The organism is Candidatus Binatia bacterium (assembly GCA_029243485.1).
GTDB lineage: Bacteria > Desulfobacterota > Binatia > UBA12015 > UBA12015 > VGTG01.
In genome coordinates, this window is sequence record JAQWRY010000054.1 from 1 (window position 1) to 4,259 (window position 4,259).

Consider the following 4,259-nt stretch of genomic DNA (forward strand, 5'->3'; position numbering starts at 1 on the left):
GATCAGTTTCACGTAGGGCAGGGCCGAGGGCATCGCGATCCACATCGTGCTCGATCACGGATGGTGCGGCCAGTCCGTCGCCGGCCGCGGCTACTGAAAGCGGAGCGATTGCGGCGCGGACGGGTTCTGAGAACAGACAGGTACCACGAGTCACTGGACAACGTGACTCCAGCCGATGCATATCACGGGCGGCGGCAGGCGATCCTCACACGCCGAGAGCAGATCAAGAAGAAGACAATGGCTCGTCGCAAACGGCAGAATCTACGAGCTGCATAGGCGAGCAAACGTGCCGGAAGTGTCTCTTAGAAATCGACCCCAAAGGTCCCGACTCAGCTGACGACGTACAATCCGACGAAGGACCCCGATCTCTTGAGCGGCGTTCTCCGCCACCGCGCCGGGATCAAAGCCACGCGTTCCCGTACTCAGGCACAGGAGGCGAACGCTCGCGCAACACACCAGGACCGAGCCGCCCGCGGCGAAGCCGCTGGGCGGCCGTCAAAACCCTTTGGGCCTAGTCAATATTGCGTTGTGAGAAGGTCGGATTTGTTGACGAACCAGATGTCAGCCGTTGCGGAGCGTTATCGCTTCTATGTGGGCTCGGGGGGTTGCGGGGAGACGAAGCCGTTTAGGTCGACCCCGCCTCTCCGCGTAGACAAAAACTCTCTACTTCTACTTCTTCTTCTTCTTCGTGCGACCGGTTGCGTCCCGGTAGGCCGCTCGGCAGAGATCGTGCGCCTTCTTGGGATCCGTTGCCATCAGGCTACGGCCCTCCGCCAGCAAAGCACCAGCGTTGCCGACTGCGTATTGGAGGGCACTCGCTTCGGTTATCGCACCTTCCGCCGCGTCACAAACTTCGGCCAGGCGGTCGGTGTACATGACACCGGTCCGCTTTCCGCCCATGGCGTGGAGAAGCTGTTCGAGCTGAGTCGTGGACACCAGGTTCAATAGAGCCTCGATGCGGTCGAGTTGCTCCTTGATATCGATGTCGTGTTGGAGGAGCTGCGCCTTCAAGTCGGAGTCGTGGGTGTTCAACTGGGATTCGATATCGGTGTCATGGGTGCTCAACTGGGACTCGATATCGGAGTCGTGGGTGCTCAGGGCTGATTTGAGATCCTCGTATTGCTCGGTCTGCGCGATATCGTTCAACACTTGCCGGTCACTTCGTGCCACCGCCTCGACTCGCAAGATGTCGTCATTGCAAAACTCGAAATTCTGCACGACAAGTTCAGCGGCAAAGAGGATTAAATCCCCCGCGATGCAACCAAGGGTGGCGCTGACACCCGTGATGGACTGCGTACAGGCGCGGTCAGCCCCGGACCATATGGCCTTGGCAACATCGAGTGCGGCTATCGCCGCTTGCATGTCTATCGTCGATGTCTCGAGCGACTTTGGGCATGAGTCCTCATATTTGAGATCATCCCACGTGGGGTGGCTCTCGTCGGGCCCCTTGGCAAATGAACGGCCCGCATCCTTCTCCCCAAGGTCGGCAATTCGCTCGTACGCCTGCGTTAGTTCTTCGAGCTTGCCCGAACTCGCGCCAAAGAGGAGATCCAACTCGTCGTCCGGCATTTCATTGATGACGGCATCCACTTGCCCTGCGGCTTCCGGAGCTCCCGCCGAAGCCAGCGCTGTGGCCAGGTCGTTCAGTTGCGTCCGAACGGATGCCATGGCCGGCGCGGAAAAGGCGAGGGAGATTGACACAAGGAAGGATACGATGGCTGACCAGCGTATGAGAGCACGTGAGGCAAGCATGAGGATTCTCCTAGTCGAGTTTCGGTTTCAGGGGCCAGTGTGAAATTCAAACGTACCAAGAAATGTAGCGTTTGCCTAGTCGCAGACCATAGATCAAGGATCGGCCCCATCCCCTATAGTGGCTGTCACATGAAGGGGGCATCAACTCCGGGCAGTACGTTGGTTTCAGAAGTATTTTCGTCATATGGCGGGCCAGACCTTCGCCCTCGGTGAGCCGATTGCCCAAAGGCATCGATCGGGGTAGGCAACCCGGAAGTTCGCACCGCAGTGGGCCGGTAGAGAAAAAATGGGAATGAAGCGCGCTTGGGTCTTGCTCGATCGGCTCTTCGGAGTCGACATTCGGTCGTTGGCGGCCTTTCGGGTCGCTCTGGGCGCACTTCTTGTGCTGGATCTTGCACAGCGAGCCCGAAACCTCGAGGCGCACTACACGGATAGCGGCGTGCTTCCGCGCGACGCTTTACTGCGATACTTTGCGCTCAGCGACTGGCATTGGTCGATTCATCTGGCGACCGACACGGTCTCCGGCCAAGCCGTACTCTTCACGCTCGCTGCCGCCGCCGCGATCGCCCTTGCCGCGGGATACCGCACGCGCGGGGCGACGGTGGCGAGTTGGCTTCTGCTGGTTTCCCTGCAGGCGCGTAACCCCACTCTGCTCTTCGGCGCCGACCAACTTCTGCGCCTTCTTCTCTTTTGGGCCATGTTCCTGCCACTAGGTGCCGCATGGTCGGTCGATCGCAGTCGCACGGAGGCGGGCGCGGTGCCGCAACGACACCTCTCGATGGCGTCGGTCGGCATTCTCTCGCAGGTTTTCTTGATGTATTTCTTCGTCGGCCTGATGAAGGAGGGACCCGCCTGGAGTTCGGGCGAAGCTCTCACCAACTCTTTCTCTGCCGAGATGTTCGCGGGGCCTCTTGCCGGAGCGCTGCTCGCCTTCCCCCGATTGCTCGAGGTGTTGACCTACATCGTTCCCTGGTTCGAGATGGTGGTGCCGTTTCTGCTCTTCGTTCCCATTGCCACCCGGTCGTTTCGGATTGCAGCATTGGTGTTGCTGGTCGGATTTCACGGACTCATGGCCCTGAGTGTTTCGGCAGGATTTTTTCCTGCGGTGTCGCTGACCGCTCTGGTCGTCTTCCTGCCGAGCGGATTTTGGGACTCTCGCGCGTTGGGTTTTCTTGCTTCCCGTCCAGGTTCCCCCGAGCCACGGCACTCCTCTCGCGGTGAGGGGGTTGCCGCATCGTCGCACCGCGGGGGGGGCGCGTTGCTACGGTGGGCCAACGCGGGCACCCAGGTCTTCCTGGGCCTGGTCCTCGCCTACGTCGTTCTCTGGAACATCGTCGCAATCGATATCAATCGTCCTGCCGCTCGAAGGGCATCGCTGGACTTGCTTCGGGAGTGGCGGGAGGCCGGTCGGGAAGGCATTCCCGTGTCTTTCCGCGATTACTCCGTGGAAAGGCGTCTGGGGCTTCTGGGGGCGCCGGGGCGGGCCCTACAGTTGCACCAGCGTTGGGACATGTTCACACATGCGGGGCCGCAGATGCGAGGATGGCCGGCGGTACTCGCAACCACAGACGACGGAAAGGTACTCAGCCTCCTGGAAGGTGGCCGGGTACTCCCCGTCGCTTCGGACGGTACGGTCGGGCAGGCGGGAGTGCCGACCCTCGATGCCCGTTGGAATACTTACTTCGTGTTCGCGAGGTATTCGGCCACGCGAAGCCTGCGAGCTCTGCTGCCCCCGGTTTTCGAGAAACAATGGAATCTCGACCATCCCGACCGCAGGGTGGCCGAGGCCCGCGTCGTTTTCGAGAGGGTCTCGGCCACTTCCGGGGGTGCTGAGGCAGAGCCGGCCCCAAACGGGTAGTCTACCCGGTCCACGGTTGCGACCACCATCCCCGGGAGGTCTATCCAGAACCGGGAGCTCTGGGAATGAGCGAGATCCGATACGCAGGGGCGCAGGACGAGAGCGACGTCGAGTCGATCGTCGACATCACGGCGCGAGCATTCAACCGGGGCCCCTGGGCGACGCCCGACGCCTACGGGCGGTAGGAAACATGAACGGCCTATTTGCCCGGGTCGACGGGTAGCGGCGACTGCGAAGCCTGGAGCGAGGTCCCGTTTTCGGGTGCAGGCGGCCGCGGCGTAGCCGCCGGGCGGCGCCGTTAGGTCGGATGGGAGCCAAAAAGGGGCTTCATGTCGGCTATCCGCCCTGCTTCCACGAGAAGATTCCGCACCAAGGACCGCGTCGACATGCCCTGGCCGCGCAGCACGGAGAGCTCCCAGTGCCGCTGGAGGTAGATGGTGGAGAGGCGGTTGGCGGTGATGAGGATCGCCAGGACGAGGCCAATGGCCGACATGGCGTTGACCATGACAGCGAATCCCGCCGCGAGATCACTCATCTCGGCGCGGCGCGCCTCCACCGTCGCGATCCCGAGGTGCGCGGGAAGGGCCTCGCGCAGGCGTACGCCCATCTCCTCGACCGAGACATCAGGCTCCACCGCAACGTCGATCTG

The 4,259-nt window shown here is 61.8% G+C and carries 3 protein-coding genes; 1 reads left to right on the forward strand and 2 read right to left on the reverse strand.

Annotated features, from left to right (window positions below):
* Positions 1–669 precede the first annotated feature (669 nt).
* Positions 670–1,752: a hypothetical protein gene (locus P8R42_15660; protein ID MDG2306051.1), complete on the reverse strand. Its 1,083-nt coding sequence runs from the start codon at positions 1,750–1,752 to the stop codon at positions 670–672.
* Between the two features lie 292 nt (positions 1,753–2,044).
* Here P8R42_15660 and P8R42_15665 point away from each other — a divergent pair, with 292 nt between their 5' ends.
* Positions 2,045–3,610 carry an HTTM domain-containing protein gene (locus P8R42_15665; protein MDG2306052.1) on the forward strand — a complete coding sequence of 522 codons (1,566 nt, stop codon included), beginning with the start codon at positions 2,045–2,047 and terminating at the stop codon, positions 3,608–3,610.
* Positions 3,611–3,908: 298 nt separating this feature from the next.
* Here the strand turns inward: P8R42_15665 and P8R42_15670 are convergent.
* The coding region (locus P8R42_15670) for a hypothetical protein (protein MDG2306053.1) at positions 3,909–4,259 on the reverse strand (351 nt) is incomplete at its 5' end.